The sequence below is a fragment of the Providencia sp. M-27 genome (genome assembly GCF_011077905.1).
GTDB classification, from domain to species: Bacteria; Pseudomonadota; Gammaproteobacteria; order Enterobacterales; family Enterobacteriaceae; genus Providencia; species Providencia huaxiensis.
Window position 1 is genome coordinate 45,013 of record NZ_JAALBT010000003.1, and the last position, 17,079, is coordinate 62,091.

The 17,079-nt window shown below is 41.4% G+C and carries 17 protein-coding genes; 6 read left to right on the top strand and 11 right to left on the bottom strand.

The features are described 5' to 3' along the window. Window positions 1–13 precede the first annotated feature (13 nt). Complete coding sequence (gene nudB / locus G6Q48_RS06105; protein ID WP_125891079.1) at window positions 14–445, bottom strand: dihydroneopterin triphosphate diphosphatase; 432 nt, start codon at window positions 443–445, stop codon at window positions 14–16. Between the two features lie 5 nt (window positions 446–450). After that, the gene (gene aspS, locus G6Q48_RS06110; RefSeq protein WP_166265071.1) at window positions 451–2,220 is read right to left on the bottom strand and encodes an aspartate--tRNA ligase; all 1,770 of its coding nucleotides are present in this window, start codon (window positions 2,218–2,220) and stop codon (window positions 451–453) included. Between the two features lie 510 nt (window positions 2,221–2,730). On the opposite strand from aspS, the gene G6Q48_RS06115 reads away from it, so the two are divergent. From G6Q48_RS06115 to cmoB, 5 genes are all read left to right on the top strand, one after another. Continuing rightward, the gene (locus G6Q48_RS06115) at window positions 2,731–3,054 is read left to right on the top strand and encodes a DUF4377 domain-containing protein (RefSeq protein WP_166265074.1); all 324 of its coding nucleotides are present in this window, start codon (window positions 2,731–2,733) and stop codon (window positions 3,052–3,054) included. A 108-nt stretch (window positions 3,055–3,162) separates the two neighbouring features. Further along, the gene (locus G6Q48_RS06120) at window positions 3,163–3,567 is read left to right on the top strand and encodes an NUDIX hydrolase (protein ID WP_166265077.1); all 405 of its coding nucleotides are present in this window, start codon (window positions 3,163–3,165) and stop codon (window positions 3,565–3,567) included. A 149-nt stretch (window positions 3,568–3,716) separates the two neighbouring features. After that, the gene (locus G6Q48_RS06125; RefSeq protein ID WP_102140261.1) at window positions 3,717–4,115 is read left to right on the top strand and encodes an MAPEG family protein; all 399 of its coding nucleotides are present in this window, start codon (window positions 3,717–3,719) and stop codon (window positions 4,113–4,115) included. A gap of 131 nt (window positions 4,116–4,246) precedes the next feature. Then, window positions 4,247–4,996 (top strand): carboxy-S-adenosyl-L-methionine synthase CmoA, encoded by a 750-nt coding sequence (gene cmoA / locus G6Q48_RS06130; protein WP_102140260.1) that lies wholly within the window; start codon window positions 4,247–4,249, stop codon window positions 4,994–4,996. 2 nt (window positions 4,997–4,998) lie between these two features. After that, entirely contained in the window at window positions 4,999–5,970 is a 972-nt protein-coding gene (cmoB, locus tag G6Q48_RS06135) for a tRNA 5-methoxyuridine(34)/uridine 5-oxyacetic acid(34) synthase CmoB (RefSeq protein WP_166265080.1), read from the top strand. A 61-nt stretch (window positions 5,971–6,031) separates the two neighbouring features. On the opposite strand, the gene G6Q48_RS06140 is transcribed toward cmoB, so the two are convergent. The 5 genes from G6Q48_RS06140 to G6Q48_RS06160 form a co-directional block, all read right to left on the bottom strand. Then, the gene (locus tag G6Q48_RS06140) at window positions 6,032–6,808 is read right to left on the bottom strand and encodes a dimethyl sulfoxide reductase anchor subunit family protein (RefSeq protein ID WP_166265083.1); all 777 of its coding nucleotides are present in this window, start codon (window positions 6,806–6,808) and stop codon (window positions 6,032–6,034) included. Window position 6,809: 1 nt separating this feature from the next. Beyond that, window positions 6,810–7,427 (bottom strand): DMSO/selenate family reductase complex B subunit, encoded by a 618-nt coding sequence (locus G6Q48_RS06145; RefSeq protein WP_102140257.1) that lies wholly within the window; start codon window positions 7,425–7,427, stop codon window positions 6,810–6,812. A gap of 10 nt (window positions 7,428–7,437) precedes the next feature. Next, window positions 7,438–9,861 (bottom strand): DMSO/selenate family reductase complex A subunit, encoded by a 2,424-nt coding sequence (locus G6Q48_RS06150; protein ID WP_166265086.1) that lies wholly within the window; start codon window positions 9,859–9,861, stop codon window positions 7,438–7,440. 291 nt (window positions 9,862–10,152) lie between these two features. Next, the gene (gene cutC, locus G6Q48_RS06155) at window positions 10,153–10,914 is read right to left on the bottom strand and encodes a copper homeostasis protein CutC (RefSeq protein WP_102140256.1); all 762 of its coding nucleotides are present in this window, start codon (window positions 10,912–10,914) and stop codon (window positions 10,153–10,155) included. A gap of 182 nt (window positions 10,915–11,096) precedes the next feature. Further along, on the bottom strand, window positions 11,097–11,651 hold the full coding sequence (locus G6Q48_RS06160) for a VOC family protein (protein WP_102140255.1): 555 nt from the start codon (window positions 11,649–11,651) through the stop codon (window positions 11,097–11,099). Window positions 11,652–11,819: 168 nt separating this feature from the next. Between G6Q48_RS06160 and argS the strand changes: the two genes are divergently transcribed. Next, window positions 11,820–13,550, top strand: coding sequence for an arginine--tRNA ligase (gene argS, locus G6Q48_RS06165; RefSeq protein ID WP_166265089.1), 1,731 nt, complete (start codon window positions 11,820–11,822; stop codon window positions 13,548–13,550). A gap of 21 nt (window positions 13,551–13,571) precedes the next feature. Here argS and G6Q48_RS06170 read toward each other — a convergent pair whose 3' ends face one another. The 4 genes from G6Q48_RS06170 to rimJ all read right to left on the bottom strand — a co-directional run bounded on the left by G6Q48_RS06170 (window position 13,572) and on the right by rimJ (window position 16,938). Further along, a complete protein-coding gene (locus G6Q48_RS06170; protein ID WP_166265092.1) occupies window positions 13,572–14,144 on the bottom strand; it encodes a helix-turn-helix transcriptional regulator in 573 nt (190 codons plus the stop codon). Further along, entirely contained in the window at window positions 14,092–14,379 is a 288-nt protein-coding gene (locus G6Q48_RS22190; RefSeq protein ID WP_242685783.1) for a hypothetical protein, read from the bottom strand. Before G6Q48_RS22190 ends, G6Q48_RS06170 begins: the two co-directional genes overlap by 53 nt. 349 nt (window positions 14,380–14,728) lie before the next feature. Then, on the bottom strand, window positions 14,729–16,267 hold the full coding sequence (gene murJ, locus G6Q48_RS06180) for a murein biosynthesis integral membrane protein MurJ (protein WP_166265095.1): 1,539 nt from the start codon (window positions 16,265–16,267) through the stop codon (window positions 14,729–14,731). An 83-nt stretch (window positions 16,268–16,350) separates the two neighbouring features. Beyond that, window positions 16,351–16,938, bottom strand: coding sequence for a ribosomal protein S5-alanine N-acetyltransferase (gene rimJ / locus G6Q48_RS06185; protein WP_102140251.1), 588 nt, complete (start codon window positions 16,936–16,938; stop codon window positions 16,351–16,353). Window positions 16,939–17,079 lie beyond the last annotated feature (141 nt).

Sequence of the window (17,079 nt, forward strand, 5' to 3'; positions counted from 1 at the left end):
CGTCAATAAATAATTAAACAGCAAATTCTAAAATAGCCTGACTGTTGCTCCAGGATTTCGTTAAGCTCGCTGCTTCATCGGGGGCTAGCCAACGAAATTCACTGTGTTCCGTCAGTAATGGCATTTTTTCTTCACTTTGCACCATTTTAAACCAATGTTCTTTACAATGCGTAACATCGGGTGCATAACGATGCCTGAAATGCGGGAAAATTTCAAAGATGATACTGTGCGACAAATCTTGTAGCTGGTTTTGTTCAACCTCAAAACCTGTCTCTTCTTTAATTTCACGACACGCCGTTTCGTACGGCTTTTCATCAGGCTCCAAACTTCCAGTCACTGATTGCCAGAAGTTTGGGTCGTCTTTACGTCGTAACATAAGCACCCGCCCACTACTTTGAGCCACAATAATGACTAATACTGATTCCGGGCGCTTATATTTTTTCATTGAACTTACTCTTCGTCTTTCGCAACCACCGCGATAGCGAGTTCCGTTAATGAATCAGGATTCGCATGGCTCGGTGCATTCGTCATTAGGCACGCAGCTGCTGTTGTTTTCGGGAAAGCAATAACATCACGAATATTATCAGTGCCTGTTAACAACATGACTAAACGGTCAAGACCAAATGCTAAACCTGCGTGTGGCGGTGTACCATATTTCAATGCATCCAATAAGAAGCCAAATTTTTCACGTTGGTCTTCTTCATTAATACCTAAAATGCTAAATACTGTTTGTTGCATTTCATTGCGGTGAATACGTACTGAACCACCACCAACTTCGTAACCATTGATGACCATATCATACGCATTAGCAACGGCTTCTTCAGGTTTACTCGCCAGTTCTTCAGGTGAGAAATCTTTAGGTGAAGTAAATGGATGGTGCATCGCAGTTAACCCGCCTTCACCATTATCTTCAAACATTGGGAAATCAATCACCCACAGTGGTTGCCAGCTATTTAAATCGGTTAATTCAAAGTCACGACCGACTTTCAAACGTAACGCACCCATTGAATCGGTCACCACATTTTTTGCGCCCGCGCCGAATAACAAGATATCGCCATCAACAGCACCAGTACGGTCTAATAACTGGTTAATCACATCTTCACTCAAGAATTTTGCAACTGGGCTTTGAATGCCTTCAAGGCCTTTAGCTCGCTCGTTGACTTTCATCCAAGCCAAGCCTTTCGCACCATAAATACCAACAAATTGACCATATTCGTCGATTTGTTTACGCGTCATAGCTGCGCCACCAGGGACCTTCAGAGCTGCAACACGGCCTTTCGGGTCGTTTGCTGGGCCTGAGAACACCGCAAATTCAACATCTTTTACGATATCCGCCACATCCACCAGCTCCATTGGGTTACGTAAGTCTGGTTTATCTGAACCATAACGACGCATAGCTTCCGCAAAGGTCATGATAGGGAAGTTGCCTAAATCAACCCCTTTTACCTCTAACCATAAATTACGGATCATACGTTCCATAATTTCACGCACTTGCTCTGCGGTCATGAAAGAGGTTTCAACATCGATTTGGGTAAATTCAGGCTGGCGGTCTGCACGTAAATCTTCATCGCGGAAGCATTTTACGATTTGATAATAACGATCAAAGCCTGACATCATCAGCAACTGTTTAAACAGTTGCGGTGATTGAGGTAATGCGTAAAATTTACCTTTATGAACACGACTTGGCACTAAATAGTCACGAGCACCTTCTGGTGTTGCTTTGGTTAGCATTGGCGTTTCAACGTCCAAAAACCCTTCGTTATCCATAAAGTTACGAACAAAGCTGGTAATTTTGGCACGCGTGCGCAGACGCTCAGACATCTCTGGACGGCGCAAATCTAAATAGCGATATTTTAAACGACGCTCTTCTGTATTCGTTTGGTTGCTATCTAATGGTAGTGGCTCTGACTTATTGAAAACATTCAGTTCTTCAGCAAAAACTTCAATTTCGCCCGTTGCCATATATTTATTTTTTTGGCTATCTGGACGTGCGCGTACTGTCCCTGTGATTTGGATACAGAACTCATTACGCAGTTCTGACGCTTTTTCAAATATGTCTTTACGATCGGGGTCGAAGAAAACTTGCACGATCCCTTCACGGTCACGCATATCGATAAAAATCAAACCACCTAAATCGCGACGGCGGTTTACCCATCCACTAAGAGTGACTTTTTGGCCTTCGTGAGCGATGTTTAACTGCCCACAATAATTAGTACGCATACAATATCCTTTTACTCAGCTGTTGTGCTTTTGCTTGCTGCGGGATTTTGGCATTTTGCTGAACCCTATTTATCTGCGAAACACGGGCTGAAAATTCAGAATGTCAAAAAGGCAGACATTATACAGGAAATTCTGTTAGACAAATAGTTACGTATTCTACATAACGCGTAAACCATTTTGTTTTTAATCATATTTTCATCAATTATTGTTTTTCTAATCAACAACAATAAAATTGAATAGCGAGATAGACGTCTATCACGATGATCCTATCGATTTTAAGGGACTATCCGCACCATGTACATATTGCAGCAAAGGTTTATTTCATCAGTTCGATACCTTTTTGAGTGAAAAACCACCACTTAATGTATTCCAATTCAATTATTGGTTAATAAATATCGCTTTAATCATTAATCTTTCTATTTCAGAATCGTTACCTTTTTCAGTTTGCTATAATCACAACAGACAGATATAACGCTGAATTAATCACCATCTGCAGTTTAAGGACTACCCATGAAAAAAATTATACTTGCCACTTCCATGTTCGTACTACTTGCTGGATGCCAGAACATGAAACCCGCAGAGACTGATAATACAAAAACTTTTTATATTGATTCTTCACTTGCTGATTGTATGGGCGTTGCCCCAATGAAATGTATGAAAGTGAAAGAAAACCCAAGTGATGACTGGCAACTTTTTTATAGCTCAATTCAAGGCTTCGAATATCAACCAGGCTTCTCTTATACTATACAAGTGAAGCAATTCGATGTACCAAACCCACCGGCTGATGCCCCAAGTATTCGTTATGAATTGGTAAAAATCGTTGAGAAAAAATAATTTTTAAACAATATAATTTAAGTCATTAAGTAATTTTATCAGTTTACTTAATGACTCACTTACAGCAATAATTCTCTTATCATCGTTAAATAACAGGGTGTCCCTATTATGAGTGTTAAAATCATTGATAAGCTTGGGTTGATCGCCTTATCAGACCACAAAATTGCGATGGTGCGTTCCCATAATAAAAGTTTATTTTATATACCCGGTGGAAAACGTGAGCAAGGTGAGACTGACGAACAAGCACTCTGCCGTGAGATTGCCGAAGAATTAAAACTTGAGCTAGATACCGCTTCTATCCGGTTTTATGGTGAGTTCATTGGCCCTGCTGATGGAAAATCAGATGGAACGCAAGTCCGTATTCGTTGTTACTTTGCGGACTATACAGGGGAGCCACAACCCGCCGCTGAGATTGCTGAATTGGATTGGTTTAGCATTAACGATTTACCTCGCTGCTCAAGCACAGCGGTGACTATTTTAACTCGCTTAAAAAAAGAAGGTTTGATTAAATAGAGTGTAAGACTGACTCAAAAAAGTTGTGATTTCATTTGTCTAACGGCTTTTTAGGATTTACAATTCACAAAATATTGTCAATACCCATTACTATAACTTATATTTTTAGGTGTTTTCATAGTTTGATTCGTTTTATGGTGGAGTAAAAAATGGTCAGCTCTTTGTATGCTGTACTGGGTGCCTTACTGCTGCTTAGATTATCTTTAAATGTTGTGAAGTTGCGTAATCAATACCGTATAGCCTATGGTGATGGCGGTTTTTATGAGTTGCAAACCGCTATCCGCGTTCATGGTAATGCCATCGAATACATTCCCATCTCATTAATTTTACTGCTTTTAATGGAAATGAATGGCGCGCAAGTGTGGATGATTCATATTTGTGGTCTGATCTTAATTGCAGGCCGATTACTGCACTCTTACGGCTTGAAAAATCACGATTATTCATATCGCCGTTCAGGTATGGTAGCCACTTACCTTGCTATGGCACTAATGGTTATCGCCAATACTTATTACCTACCTTGGCTGCAAATCGTTTCATTTAATCTTTAGTTTTTATTCTCTGTAACGGCACGAGTTATTAATGTGCCGCTCATTATTTCATTGCTTATGGATTGATTTTCAGTAGACTGCCTTTCTGATACAATCCTCCACTACTTTTGTTTTTGCTTAATACAGAACTTATGTCAAATTCGGATCCAACCTCAAAAGACCGCCTTTTCTCTGCGCCTATCGCTAACCTTGGTGACTGGCAATTCGATGAAAAAGTTGCTGAAGTATTCCCTGATATGATCCAACGCTCCGTGCCAGGGTACTCTAATATTATTACGATGATTGGCATGCTAGCGGGTCGTTTTGTCAAACCCAACAGCCATGTTTACGATTTAGGCTGCTCTTTAGGTGCAGCAACCTTATCGATAAGGCGTAATATTACAGTAGAAAAAAGCAAAATTATTGCTGTTGATAACTCCCCTGCAATGGTTGAACGTTGCCGCCGCCATATTGATGCGTATCGTGCCGACACACCGGTTGACGTTATCGAAGGCGATATTCGCGATGTAAATATTGAAAATGCTTCCATGGTTGTGCTCAATTTCACCTTACAGTTTCTCAACCCGGAAGACCGCCAATTATTACTCAGTAAAATTTATCAAGGGCTACAACCCGGCGGTATTTTAGTGCTTTCTGAGAAATTCAATTTCGAAGACAACGAAATCGGTGAATTATTGTTCAATATGCATCACGACTTCAAACGGGCAAATGGCTATAGTGAATTAGAAATTAGCCAAAAACGCAGTATGTTAGAAAACGTGATGCTCACAGACTCTGTTGAAGCACATAAAGCGCGTTTAAAAAATGTCGGTTTTACTCACTGTGAAGTTTGGTTCCAGTGCTTTAATTTTGGTTCACTGTTAGCGGTTAAAGAGGCCTAGGCATGATTGATTTTGGTCGTTTTTACCAACAAATTGCGGTTGGCCCTCTAAGTCATTGGCTTGAAACGCTTCCGGCACAACTTTCAGAATGGAAAAAACAAGGGTTACACGGTGGATTTTCCTCATGGGAGAAAATGCTAGATAACCTACCCGTTATGGTTCCTACCCATTTGGATTTACGCAATAGCGTGACAGCAACGCGCGAACCCGAACTCACTGCGGGCGAAACGCGACGTCTGAATAATATTCTTGAACAATTAATGCCATGGCGTAAAGGCCCTTTTTCTCTCTATGGCGTGAATATTGATACTGAATGGCGCTCAGACTGGAAATGGGATCGCGTACTACCCCATATTTCATCACTCAAAGACCGCTATGTCTTAGATGTTGGTTGTGGCAGTGGCTACCATATGTGGCGTATGTTAGGGCAAGATGCCAAATTTGTTGTTGGTATCGACCCAACTGAACTATTTTTATGCCAATTTGAAGCCGTCAGAAAGCTACTAGGTGATGACCAACGTGCCCACTTATTGCCTTTAGGTATCGAACAACTGCCAGAATTGAAGGCATTTGATACCGTATTTTCAATGGGTGTACTTTACCACCGCCGTTCACCGCTCGACCATTTATGGCAACTTAAGAACCAATTAGTGAGTGAAGGCGAATTGGTATTAGAGAGCCTGGTTATTGAAGGGGATGAATTTCAGTGTTTGATCCCCGGTGACCGTTACGCCCAAATGCGTAATGTCTATTTTATTCCTTCCGCTAAAATGCTCAAAGTTTGGTTGGAAAAATGCGGCTTTGTTGATGTGCGAATTGTTGACCAAGAAGTAACCTCTTTGGAAGAGCAACGCCGCACACAGTGGATGAAAACAGATTCACTGGCTGAATTTTTAGACCCAAATGATAAAACTAAAACTATCGAAGGTTACCCCGCACCACTACGTGCAATTTTAGTTGCTCGTAAGCCATAAAGATAAAATGCCTATGGCAATCAAGTCATAGGCATTTATTATCATACTAGTAAACAAGCGATTACATTGTTATTTGCCATAAATTATAGAAGGCAATTCGGCCAGATAACTCGGCTAAAATAACCGCTAGCGCACATAGGCCTAATAGTGCGAATGAATTTCTTCCGCGATATAACAGAGCAGGATAAACAAACAGCATCACCGCTAAGACGACTAACTGGAAGCTCCAAAAACCCGCTTGTTCGGCACTAATTCCAGGCCCTGTCTCGCCTAAGAATGACACATAAGCTGCACGAGTGGCAAAAATCATAATTGAGCCAATCAAAAATGCCATCGCCCCCAACCGCTGAGCTCCGAATAAAATCGCTAATGTGCCACCAGCAACTAGCAGTGTCATCCACATTTGTAATGTCGTGAAAACAGTAAACCAGTTCGCTACTGTGGCAATATTATAAACCTGAGGAATTGACCATACGAATGCCAAACCAAAAATAACCGTGGCAACGTTACACAGTTCACTCAGCACCTTATTTTTAATAAACAAGGTAAATAATAAAGTTGCAGCCCCAAAAGCGACAAAAATACCACTGAGTAAGGCTTCATTACTCATTGGTGAACGGCCGACGCCTAAAAGCATATTGAAGAAGCGCAGTGGCTGCCCAACGTGCAAACCACCAATCACTAGTGCAATGATCATAATGACGAATGCAGCTATATTGGCATGACGTAATTGGTTTTCACTCAACATACCCAGTCTTCGGCTTGCATACGCCAACAAATATAAACCTGCCGCTGACTGCCCCAATACAGTGAAAAAAACGAGTGGAAGTTCGTGCATATTATACCTCTGCTGGATTTTGTAATTTACCGCTCTTTTCACCACAAGGTTTGGCATCTTTATGCGGTTTAATCACAATATTAGGATTAGTAAGAGACGGATTTGGCATGGGGGCGACCCCACTAATATTGCCATGACGTTCACGTAGAATATTGATATCGTCAAAATCCAATGCACGTTGTGGACAGGAGTCAACACAAACCGGTTTCATCCCTTTTTCGACACGTTCATAGCATCCATCGCATTTACTCATCAATTTTTTCTTTTCGTCATACTGCGGTGCACCGTATGGACAACGTAACTCGCAGTAACGGCATCCAACACAAATGGTTTGGTCTACCACGACTAACCCATCTTGCTCACGTTTATGCATCGCCCCTGTTGGGCAACCTTCAACACATGTTGGGTTAGAACAATGATTACAGGAAATTGATAGATAGTAGTTATAAACATTCTGCTGCCATATCCCCTCTTGCTGCTGCCAACTACCACCACCAAACTCATACACCCGACGAAATTTAGGCCCTAAATCAAGGTCTTTCTCATCTTTACAACTCACCTGACACGTTTTACATCCTGTGCATTTTGTTGAGTCGAAATAAAAACCATACTGTTTCATTTGTCGCTCCTTATGCACGTTTCACGTCAACTAAGTTAGTATGTTGTGGATTCCCTTTAACGAGAGCTGAAGGCTGTTGTGTGGTTAGTGTATTGATACAACCACCGATATCGACCCCTTCCTCATTGACTTCCCGCCAAGCACCTTGCGGAACCGCAATCACCCCCGGTAATACGCGCTCAGTCACTTTCGCTTTAATATGCATACGTCCGCGGTCATTGAAAATTTCAGTCATATCACCATCTTGAATACCACGAGTTGATGCATCAATTGGGTTAATCCAATATTGATGAGGCACGGCTTCACGTAACACAGCAATATTAAAATACGATGAATGCGCATGGCCTTTATCGTGATAGCCCGTCATTTGCAGCGGATATTTTTGCTTAGTTTTTTTGTTTTCAACACCTTCCGTATTCACACAATATTCAGGCACAGCAGGAATTCGCTGGTCAGTAGGGTATTCCCACTCTTTCGCTATCTTAGCGAGCCTTTCTGAATAAATTTCAATTTTACCCGATGGGGTTGGTAATGGCGCAGTTTCAGGTGAGTCTCTGAATGGTTTTAATGCAATATAATCTGCACTGTTTGCCAATTTCCTATCAACAATTCCCATGTCATTCGTTTCTTCAAATGTTGGCAAATGGGGATTTTTTTCTCGCATTAGGTTATAGCAATGTTCTATCCACTGCTCATGAGTACGACCTTCGGTAAATTGGTCTTTAATACCCAGCTTTTCAGCAATATCCGTTAAAACATCATAAGATTGGCGACACTCCCATAATGGCGTAATCGCATTTTGTAGACGAATAGCATAATGGTAAGCACCGCTTGCATACGAATTATTAATTAAATCATTCGATTCAACACTGGTCACATCGGGTAGAATCAAATCCGCATATTTAGTCGATGGTGTCATATGCGTATCCCAAACTAAAATAAATTCACATAGGGATTCATCTGTTAGAATTTTATGGGTTTTGTTCAAATCAGAATGTTGATTACCCGTGACATTACTCGCATAGTGCCATAAAAATTTCACGTTGGTTTCAAGACGCTCTTTACCGAGCAATGTTGAATTTGTTGCGGTCATTTCGGTTCCGCGCGCAATCGCATCGGTCCACATAAAACACGGGATTTTGGTTTTAACTGGGTTTGGAATAGCAAAACCAGGCACAGAATACGCCACGTTACCTCCCCATCCTCCCGCATTCGTCCCAGGGCGTCCAATATGCCCCGTGACAATCGGTAACATCATCACTGCCCGGGCCGCTTGCTCTCCCGATGCGGTTCTTTGTAATCCCCAGCCTTGAGAAATCCACGCTGCTTTTGCATTACCCAGCTCACGAGCCAACTGAACAATACGGGTTGGCGAAACACCTGTAATTTGGCTAGCCCACTGAGGTGTTTTTTCAACACCATCATCACCGAGCCCTAAAATATAATCCTTATATGAGCCATTTTGTGGCGCTGACTCAGGAAGTGTCTGGCTATCCCAGCCCACACAATATTTCGCTAAAAAAGCCTCATCCGTTAATTGTTCTTTAATTAATGTATGGATAATTGCAGCCACAAGCGCACCGTCAGTGCCCGGATAAATCGGGATCCATTCAGCGCCTAGCGTTGTCACGCTATCAGTACGACGCGGGTCAATAATAATCACTTTGGCTTGGCTTTTTTCTAATGCTTTTAAGGTTTCATAGAACTGACCACCACCGGACATACGCGTTTCCGCAATATTATGGCCGAACATCACGACTAAATCGCTATTCGCTATTTCAGACAGTAATGAATCATCTAACTTGCCATAGACATACGGAATAACACCGTTTATTTGTGCAGTTGAGTAAGTTCCATGTTGATCAAGAAACCCACCTAGTTGGTTTAATAGACGCTTGCAGGCATTACGCCCTTGCAAATTAGCACCGGTAGACCCTGAGCCATACTGGTAGTAAATCGCTTCATTACCATAAGTATCAATGGTTGAGCGCAGTTTTTGTGCCACAATCGTCGTCGCTTCGTCCCAGCTGATCCGTTTAAACTTTCCTTCCCCCCGTTTACCTGTACGCAATAATGGGTATTTCAAGCGGTCTGGGTTATAGGTTTTCCAACGAACAGAGCGCCCTCTCAAACAGGGGCGTATTTGATGTAAACCAAATTGGGTGTCGTCATACATGGTTTCATTCGATATGCGAGTAATAACGTCATCTTTTACATGCACTTTGAGTGGGCAGCGGCTACCACAATTGACTAAGCATGCACTGTATTTGATTTTTTCGCTGACTTCGTCGGGTTGGATTGTGATAGTGGGTGTTGCTTGAGCGGAAAAAGGTAGAGAGATGGAGCTGGCAATAGCTGTTGTCGTGGCGACAGAGGCAGAGGCTTGAATAAACTGTCTCCGACTCAGCGCTTTTTCCCTGATTTTATTGATCATTACATTGCTACCTCATTAATTATTATAAATTGAATTACTTAGTATTCTTATAGTAATTAGATAGTAGCCTTATAAAAACAAGGGTTAATTGACGTGTATCAACACAAGCAATAATTGAGCTATTAATGATAAATAAACAATATAATAAGTTTCTTTATTTGGTATTTTAATGGTAACTAACCATGGGTTAGCTGAAAAATAACAAGGAAAACCAACTAGTTGATTTTCCTTAGAGAATAACAATCTATTTAAAATTTCTAGCGTCAAGCTGCCTATTGTGGCTAGCGGCAATTAAACGGAAACTTTTTCTGTAATAGAAATAAAGTCCTTCATCGCTTCTACCGTAGGGCCATCAACACAGTAATGGGTGAATTCATCCGTTTCGCTATTAGAGGCCATTGTTACCCCTACTTTACGGTAACTCATGGTTGATGGCACCGTTCTCCCTGCGGAACTGTGTACCTCAGATAAACCGATTTCCATAAATTTACTTAGGTTAGCTAAACGTACTCCCGCACCTGCCATAATCTGTGGGCCATTAATTTGCTGGCTTTTTTCATGGAGTTCTTTCAAAAGCGGTAAACCCAACTCCGCACTTTGTTGCTGCCCAGAAGTTAAAATACGCGCAACACCGAGCTCGTTTAATTGTTCTAAAGCTAATAATGGGTTAATACACATATCAAATGCGCGGTGGAAGGTAATATTCATCCCTTGTGCAATTTCCATCAACGTATGCATCCTGTTGATATCAATGCGCCCTTCACTATCCAATATACCGATAACGGCACCTGAAAACCCCATTTCCTTAATCATAATTAAATCTTCACGGATCACGTCAAATTCGCTGATGTTATAGCAAAAATCGCCACCACGAGGACGAATAATAGGATGAACTGGAATATGCAGTTTCTCTTTCGCTAATTTCAGGTAACCATAACTGGGGGTCAGGCCACCGTCTGCAGCACCAGAGCATAGTTCGATACGATCTGCACCATATTCTTGAGCCACTTGGGCACATTCAATTCCGAAACAACAGATTTCCAGTTTTGCCATTACGACCTCCGAAATAGAGCAATAAAACACGGGTTTTATATGCCCCAAAATAATGAAAAAAATTTAATGTTAAACGTTAACAATTCGCTTAATAATGCCATTTATTGGAAAATGTTATCGGATAGACATCACAGCACTAAAAGTTAACGTGTACTATTAATCAATAACGTTAATTGCATCACTTATTTTTCACTTTCAATTATCTTTTTTAGCGTGAAAGGATGGTATTTAACCGTTATTTCACCATTTGACACTGCTAATGTTGGATTTGGCAACCTTTCTTGCTGCCCTTTGGGTTGGCTTACTTTAATACGATACCCTTGGGGTAAAGGATCAGGTAATAACTGGAATGCTGCGGTTTCTAGCTGACTCGGCTCAACATCAATCACCATTTCGATATGTTCCCAACTTTCTTTCGGGTAAATTTTGTCTTTTGGGAAAGGCAATTCAATAATAAATACATCTTGACCCGCGACGTTTAATGGCTCTTTTAACTCATATAAACGAATTGGCCTGCCATTGATAACATTGTCAGATAAAAGCTCAGCGCATCCCATTAACCCTTGATGCCAACGTTCTGCAGTTGCCATATGATGGCAACGCACCGAAATATGATCTATCGGAAAAGATGACAATGATAAGTTCAATTCCTGCGCCAACTGTTGTAATTTACCCATAAACACAGGTAGGTCATCCCATAAATCTTGTAATTGCGAAATTTTGCTAAATTGTGGCATCTAAAGCCCTCTCTTTACAAAAACTTATCTGCTAAACAATGGCGCAGACTGTAGCATGAGAGCCCCAAAATGTGGTATAAAACCTGCCGATTTTTCTCTTCAACCTTTTAGTTATACGCATGTGATGGCACAATGCGGTAACTATGGTTCGTAATTTAAGGTAATTCGGTGAATATTCAGGCGATTCTTTCAGATAAAATTAGTGCTGCGATGTTAGCAGCGGGTGCTCCAGAAGGCAGTGATGCACTTGTGCGTCAGTCCGCTAAAGCTCAGTTTGGTGATTATCAAGCGAATGGAGTGATGGGCGCGGCTAAAAAGATGGGGATAGCTCCGCGACAACTGGCTGAACAGCTTGTTAATCACTTAGATTTGGAAGGGATTGCCAGCAAAGTTGAAATTGCCGGCCCTGGCTTTATTAATATTTTCCTTGAACCAACGTGGGTTGAAAAACACGTTGAAGAGGCATTAGCATCACAACGCCTAGGCGTCGCACCAGTCAAGCCTGAAACGATTGTCATTGACTATTCAGCGCCTAATGTCGCAAAACAAATGCACGTGGGTCACTTGCGTTCAACCATCATTGGTGATGCAGCTGCACGTACCCAAGAATTTATTGGTCATAAAGTCATTCGTGCCAACCACGTCGGTGATTGGGGTACGCAATTTGGTATGTTAATTGCTTATCTTGAAAAAGTGCAAAATGAAGATGCCACCGATATGGCGCTTGCTGACCTCGAAGAGTTTTATCGCGAAGCTAAAAAACACTACGACGAAGATGAAGAGTTCGCAGTACGTGCTCGTGGCTACGTTGTAAAATTGCAATCCGGTGATGAATATTGCCGCCAAATGTGGCGCAAATTAGTCGATATCACTATGCAGCAGAACCAAGAAACCTATCGCCGCTTAAATGTCACATTGACCGAAGATGACGTGATGGGTGAAAGCTTATATAACAGCATGCTTCCAGGCATTGTTGCTGACTTAAAAGCCAAAGGTTTAGCCGTTGAGAGTGAAGGTGCAACAGTTGTTTTCCTTGATGAATTCAAAAATAAAGAAGGCGAACCAATGGGCGTGATCGTCCAGAAAAAAGATGGTGGCTTCTTGTATACAACAACCGATATTGCCTGTGCTAAATACCGTTATGAAACCTTACATGCTGACCGCTCACTTTACTATATTGACTCACGCCAACATCAACATTTGATGCAAGCATGGACCATCGTCCGTAAAGCAGGTTATATCCCTGAATCAATGGCGCTTGAGCACCATATGTTCGGTATGATGCTAGGTAAAGATGGCAAACCGTTTAAGACTCGTACTGGTGGTACTGTTCGTTTATCAGACTTGCTTGATGAAGCGGTTGAACGCGCTCAAACATTAATCCGTGAGAAAAACCCGGATATGCCTGAAGATGAATTGCTTAACGTTGCGAATGTGGTTGGTATTGGGGCAGTTAAGTACGCTGACTTATCCAAAAATAGAACGACTGATTATATTTTCGATTGGGACAACATGTTAGCTTTCGAAGGAAATACCGCACCGTATATGCAATATGCGTATACCCGTGTGGCCTCTATTTTCAAGAAAGCCAATTTAACCCACGCAGACCTAACTCTGCCTATTTCATTACAAGACCCGCGTGAAATTGCGCTTGCAACACGTTTATTACAGTTTGAAGAAACCATTCTCACTGTTGCACGTGATGGCACACCTCATGTGATGTGTGCTTATTTGTATGAGTTAGCCGGTTTATTCTCTGGTTTCTATGAGCACTGCCCTATCTTGTCAGCTGATGACGAAGCCCAGCGCCAAAGCCGCTTGAAATTAGCGGCATTAACTCAAAAAACATTAAAAACGGGCCTAGATACACTGGGCATTGAAACCGTTGAAAGAATGTAATTCAAATCTATAGGTTGTCTATTAACGGTTCACTTCGGTGAGCCGTTTTTGTTTGCGTTGCTTTGCTAACTTTGATGTTAATTTTTGCAATTCCTCAACATGTTCATTTGCGCAATTGCGAAGTATTAAGTTCCATTTGCAAAGTGTTTTTGCTTGTTCATAAAGTTCAGGGCTATGCGCCAACCTGTTATTCTGTTGTAACCAATGAGCAACGCTCGCCCAGTCCCATAACGGGGATGCGCCATTCAAGCGTTGTACGGGTGCTGGAAAATGGCCTTTACCTCTAGCCCCATCTTTCAATAAAGCCACTGCCTGGCGAGTTAGTCCTGTCAATTCGGCAATATCACTTAACCCAACTAAAGCGGAATCAATAGATTCCACTTTTATATTCAGCGATATACTTTCGATGTCTGTGATCGCTGTTTCAATGGCAAGATCTAAAGACTCCGCTTCCCTATCAAATTCTAAATAAACCGATTTACCATAGAAACACACCAATGCATCATCACAGCCTGCAGCAAATAAGGTATCAACTAAGCCTTCAGTATCTGCAGTCACACCAGATAGTGTTAATGTGAAAGTAAATGGTGCCATAATTATCCCATATAGTATGAATAAGCGGCCTAAGCCGCTTTGGTTTCGCATGCACTTCCATGATTTTCGGCGTTGACCAGACACTCATCATATGTGTTTTGTGTTCATCTACTACGTTACCACAGCGTAACTTACAAAAAGTATGTGATGAGTTCCCTGCACTAACCCAGAGCCAGCCATTTTCTATCGCATATTCAATAGCAGCCTGAATATGCTTGTTCGGATGTTTTTTCATTGACCCCCGAGATACATAACATAATCATTCCGTTGACATCGGTCAACAAATAATATTCAATGAATTGAATATCTCCCTATCACTTGATTGTTGTAACAACAACCCAGTCAATGTACCCCATAAATAGAGTGGGTTATTATTTTTATCAATGAAAACAATTGATTGAAATTTCATAAAATAATTTTGAAATTAATAATTCAGTTACTATGGGAATTAATTTAAGAACTCACTAGAAATTGAAGGGAACAGATCTATGGTTATTTTTTCCTTAACGACACAGATTACAGAGATAAAAAAGCCCAATTTTCTCATTAAAATTGGGCTTTAAAGGTTATTGACGGCTTATTAATTAGGCAACACTGCGTTTCATAAAATCACGAGGGCGGAACCCGAGTACATATAAAGCTACGAAATAACTTCCTGCACCAATAATCACGACGCCTATCAAACGTAGCATACGCATCAGCATATTACCGTCTTGCCAAGAAGGCATAAAGTGTAAAACACCAAACAGCACAGCGCCCATTACAATTAACGCTATCAATAATTTAAATATAAACCCTTTCCAACCGGCTAAAGGCTGAAAAATACCTTGCTTGCGCAGTTGCCAATAGAGAACTCCCGCATTAAAACACGCCGCTAACCCAATAGATAAGGCTAAACCTGCATGTTGTAAAGGGCCAATAAAGGCTAAGTTCATCAATTGGGTTAAAATTAAAGTGACAATCGCAATCTTCACTGGCGTGCGAATATTTTGGCGCGAATAAAAACCTGGTGCCAAAATCTTCACCAAAATCATGCCTGTTAACCCTACACAGTAAGCAATTAAGGCATATTGAGTCATTAATGAGTCATGCGCTGTAAAATTACCGTATTGGAATAGCGATACCGTTAATGCTTCTGCGAGTATTGCCAACCCTAACGCACAGGGTAAAGCAAGTAATAAACAAAGACGCAGTCCCCAGTCCATTAATTGGCGATACTCATTTTGATTACCACTCGTGAAACTTTTAGCTAATGATGGTAATAAAATAGTGCCAAGAGCCACACCAAGCACCCCTGATGGCAATTCCATTAGCCTATCAGCGTAATACATCCATGACACTGAACCAGATTGTAAAAAAGAAGCAAATATTGTGTTGATAATTAAAGAAATTTGCGCAACTGAAACCCCGATAATTGCCGGCCCCATCATTTTCATTACACGCCAAACCCCTCTATCACGAAATGACAGGCGGGGTAACACTAACATGCCCACTTTTTTAAGATGGGGTAGCTGGTAGACAAGTTGCAAAACACCGCCAACCAACACAGCCCACGCCAATGACATAATGGGTGGGTTAAAGTAAGGCGCGGCGAAAGCAGCAAAAATGATCATGCTGACATTGAGTAACGTTGGCGCAAATGCAGGGACCGAAAAACGGTTCCAAGTATTCAGGATTGCGCCTGCGAGAGAGGCCAGTGAAATCAGAAAAATATAAGGAAATGTAACCCGTAAAAGATCCGTCGTCAGCGCAAACTTATCAGCGTCATCGGTAAAGCCAGGTGCGGTGACATAAATGATCCAAGGGGCTGCAATCATACCAAGGATGGTCACAATCGCTAAAGCGAGGGTTAGCATCCCTGCAATATAAGCGACAAATGTACGGGTGGCTTCCTCTCCCTGCTGGTTTTTATATTCCGCTAATATCGGGACAAAGGCTTGTGAAAAGGCACCTTCAGCAAAAATTCGACGTAAAAGATTCGGTAATTTAAAGGCGACAAAAAAGGCGTCAGCCGCGGCTCCTGCACCGAACACTCGGGCGATAATAGCGTCACGAATAAACCCAAGCACACGAGACATCATGGTCATGGAGCTTACTGCCGCCAATGATTTTAATAAATTCATGATTGATAGACTAAAAGAATACAATCGCATCAGTTTAACAGTGTGCACTGCAACTGACTACGATTGAAAAGTAAATTAGGAATTTAGGCTTTATTCAGTGCCCAAGTGTTATCTGTCAGCGCCGTCAATACATGGTCACGCCACTCACCGTTGATTTGTAAGTATTGCTTTGCATAGCCTTCCCGTTCAAAGCCAAGCTTGGTCAATAAATTACCACTACGCATATTATGAGGCATATAATTTGCCATAATTCGATGTATTTTTTGGTGTTGCTGCATGTAACGGATAGTTTGGGTTAGTGCCTCATACATTAGGCCTTGACCTTGCCATTTTTCACCTAGTGAATAACCTAGATAACATGCATAAAATGAGCCGCGCAATACATTACTAAAATTCGCTACTCCCATCACTTCGTTTTCTTCTTTATCTAATAGTACGAAATGGAAAGCGCTCCCTTCTCGATGCATTTCATTCATGACTTGTAACCGATTCTGCCAACCTGCTGGCTGATAATGAGATTTGTCCCTGATGGGTTCCCATGGAATTAAAAAGTCTTTGTTCAGGCTGTAATAATCAGCTAGTCGATAGTTATCACGTTCATAAGTCAAACGAATAACCATTCTATCAGTGACAAGGCGCACTTTCGGTACATTTGAACGATAACCAAACATCGTTAACCCTTAATTAATAAAAAGCCAGATATTTTCTCTCTTTCCAAGCCAATAACTTAGAACGCTAAAGTGTAGCTTACAATGCGTTGACGAAAAACATATTATGTAAATTAAAATACCAATACATCACTAAAGCCACCA

Excerpts from the sequence above, each read along its gene's own strand:
- nudB (WP_125891079.1), bottom strand. The coding sequence starts at position 445 with ATGAAAAAATATAAGCGCCCGGAATCAGTATTAGTCATTATTGTGGCT.
- aspS (WP_166265071.1), bottom strand. The coding sequence starts at position 2,220 with ATGCGTACTAATTATTGTGGGCAGTTAAACATCGCTCACGAAGGCCAA.
- G6Q48_RS06115 (WP_166265074.1), top strand. The coding sequence starts at position 2,731 with ATGAAAAAAATTATACTTGCCACTTCCATGTTCGTACTACTTGCTGGA.
- G6Q48_RS06120 (WP_166265077.1), top strand. The coding sequence starts at position 3,163 with ATGAGTGTTAAAATCATTGATAAGCTTGGGTTGATCGCCTTATCAGAC.
- G6Q48_RS06125 (WP_102140261.1), top strand. The coding sequence starts at position 3,717 with ATGGTCAGCTCTTTGTATGCTGTACTGGGTGCCTTACTGCTGCTTAGA.
- cmoA (WP_102140260.1), top strand. The coding sequence starts at position 4,247 with ATGTCAAATTCGGATCCAACCTCAAAAGACCGCCTTTTCTCTGCGCCT.
- cmoB (WP_166265080.1), top strand. The coding sequence starts at position 4,999 with ATGATTGATTTTGGTCGTTTTTACCAACAAATTGCGGTTGGCCCTCTA.
- G6Q48_RS06140 (WP_166265083.1), bottom strand. The coding sequence starts at position 6,808 with ATGCACGAACTTCCACTCGTTTTTTTCACTGTATTGGGGCAGTCAGCG.
- G6Q48_RS06145 (WP_102140257.1), bottom strand. The coding sequence starts at position 7,427 with ATGAAACAGTATGGTTTTTATTTCGACTCAACAAAATGCACAGGATGT.
- G6Q48_RS06150 (WP_166265086.1), bottom strand. The coding sequence starts at position 9,861 with ATGATCAATAAAATCAGGGAAAAAGCGCTGAGTCGGAGACAGTTTATT.
- cutC (WP_102140256.1), bottom strand. The coding sequence starts at position 10,914 with ATGGCAAAACTGGAAATCTGTTGTTTCGGAATTGAATGTGCCCAAGTG.
- G6Q48_RS06160 (WP_102140255.1), bottom strand. The coding sequence starts at position 11,651 with ATGCCACAATTTAGCAAAATTTCGCAATTACAAGATTTATGGGATGAC.
- G6Q48_RS06170 (WP_166265092.1), bottom strand. The coding sequence starts at position 14,144 with ATGGCACCATTTACTTTCACATTAACACTATCTGGTGTGACTGCAGAT.
- G6Q48_RS22190 (WP_242685783.1), bottom strand. The coding sequence starts at position 14,379 with ATGAAAAAACATCCGAACAAGCATATTCAGGCTGCTATTGAATATGCG.
- murJ (WP_166265095.1), bottom strand. The coding sequence starts at position 16,267 with ATGAATTTATTAAAATCATTGGCGGCAGTAAGCTCCATGACCATGATG.
- rimJ (WP_102140251.1), bottom strand. The coding sequence starts at position 16,938 with ATGTTTGGTTATCGTTCAAATGTACCGAAAGTGCGCCTTGTCACTGAT.